The organism is Microcoleus sp. LEGE 07076 (assembly GCF_015207455.1).
Taxonomy (GTDB): Bacteria; Cyanobacteriota; Cyanobacteriia; order Cyanobacteriales; family Microcoleaceae; genus Microcoleus.
The window spans coordinates 1-1,850 of the sequence record NZ_JADEWV010000432.1; the positions used below are offsets into that span (position 1 = coordinate 1).

The following is a 1,850-nucleotide window of genomic DNA, read 5'->3' on the forward strand; positions in this document are numbered from 1 at the left end:
GGCAACGGCGGCGACCGTATGGTAGCTTTTCGCAGAGAAAAGTATGTACCGGCGGGCGGGCCGAGCGGCGGCACCGGCGGGCGGGGAGGTTCAGTGTTTTTGGTAGCGGTGGAAAGTTTGCAAACGCTGCTAGATTTTCAGTACAACCGGATTTTTAAAGCCGAAGACGGGAAGCGCGGCGCGCCGAAAAATATGACTGGGGCCTCTGGGGACGATCGCATGATCGAAGTTCCCTGCGGTACAGTAGTTTACGACGCGGAAACTCAGGCAATTTTAGCAGATTTAGTCACGCCCGGACAGATTTTTTGTGTTGCCAAAGGCGGCAAAGGCGGTTTAGGAAATAAGTGTTTTCTAACAAATTCTAACCGCGCTCCAGATTATGCCCTGCCGGGAAAAGAAGGAGAACACAAATTTTTGCGGCTGGAATTGAAACTGTTAGCTGAAGTAGGAATTATTGGCTTGCCGAATGCGGGCAAATCAACGCTAATTTCTGCATTATCTGCCGCTCGCCCCAAGATAGCAGATTATCCGTTTACAACTTTAATACCGAATTTGGGAGTAGTCAGAAAACCGAGCGGCGACGGTACTGTTTTTGCTGATATTCCGGGATTAATTTCCGGGGCTCACGAAGGCGCGGGTTTGGGTTACGAGTTTTTGCGGCACATCGAACGGACTCGCTTGCTGCTGCATTTAATTGATATTACTGATCAAGATCCGATCGCCGATTACGTCACAATTCAAGAAGAATTGAAAGCTTACGGGCGGGGATTGGCACAGAGGCCGCAGATTTTGGCTTTTAATAAGGTAGATGCGATCGATCTCGAAGATGAAGACATCGGAAAAGCAATCGCCCAGTTGAAAGAAATGAGCGGTGTTCCGGTTTTGGTGATTTCGGCTGTGAGTCGAGTTGGGTTGGATGAATTGATGCAGCAAGTTTGGCAGAAACTCGATGAGATGAACGAAAAAGAGGCGGAGGCGCACTCGTCAGAAGTGACAGTTTTGTAGCTTGGTTCAGATGTATTTTACCGGACATTCAACGAGTTGCGAATTCGCCCGTTGTAATCGACTCTCACCCTCCCATCCGGAAAAACCGTTACCACCGTCTCCACCGTATACACAGAGGCACCTGGTTGGTGTCCTTGAAAAGTAAATGTCCAACTACCATCGTCATTCTCAACAAAAGGCGATTGCGCCGAGGCACCGTGCATTGCAGCTTCCGCTCGATATTTTCCCAAGCCTCCGTTAGCCTTTTCTGCGACTTGACGGGCTAAGTTTTTGGCGCGATTGAGTTCAATATTGTTGGAAATAACTGTAATATCGGTGAGTTGGCTGTCATCGGCACCCACGGGATTGCTCCAGGCGGGGGAGACTCCCACAGCTAAAGTTGAAAGCGCTAGCAAACAAGCAAATCGGATGTTTAGTTTCATCATACAAACTGATTTATAGTTCGATCGAGTCTACTATAGCTGGTAAAAGTATAGTCATTTATTGCATGACATGGGAGGCGTTAAGTCCCTCCCCCTTCCCTTTCACTTTGAGCGGATTAACCCGCCTCGGCTGAACTACGCAGCTCTCTATCCCATTGCAGAACGCATTTGGGATTGCTTTTCTGAGGATGTTGTACGCACCGTTCACATCGGAATTAATTAGCTGACCAGTCGATGTTTTGTACAAACCTCGCTTAATCCGTTTCCCAGTAAAAACAGGTTCTGTTTCAGTTTTCCCATAAACAGGAATTGGGTCTAAACCTAAAAAACTGGAGCGGGATGTGTAGGATTCTTCCTGCACAATTACTGTGATTCCCGCCAACCGAGCTTTGTACTCCAACATTTCAATTAATCGAGAGTGAG

The 1,850-nt window shown here is 48.0% G+C and carries 3 protein-coding genes; 1 reads left to right on the plus strand and 2 read right to left on the minus strand.

Annotation, left to right across the window (positions count from 1 at the left end):
• Positions 1-1,005 (plus strand): GTPase ObgE (gene obgE, locus IQ270_RS29975; RefSeq protein ID WP_193976735.1); only part of this gene is annotated, 1,005 nt, incomplete at its 5' end.
• Positions 1,006-1,022: 17 nt separating this feature from the next.
• On the opposite strand, the gene IQ270_RS29980 is transcribed toward obgE, so the two are convergent.
• Positions 1,023-1,430 carry a hypothetical protein gene (locus tag IQ270_RS29980; RefSeq protein ID WP_228056835.1) on the minus strand — a complete coding sequence of 136 codons (408 nt, stop codon included), beginning with the start codon at positions 1,428-1,430 and terminating at the stop codon, positions 1,023-1,025.
• 55 nt (positions 1,431-1,485) lie between these two features.
• Positions 1,486-1,850: zinc ribbon domain-containing protein (locus IQ270_RS29985; protein ID WP_193976736.1), on the minus strand; the 365-nt coding region annotated here is incomplete at its 5' end.

Coding starts and splice junctions, on each gene's coding strand:
- IQ270_RS29980 (WP_228056835.1), bottom strand. CDS start 1,430: ATGATGAAACTAAACATCCGATTTGCTTGTTTGCTAGCGCTTTCAACT.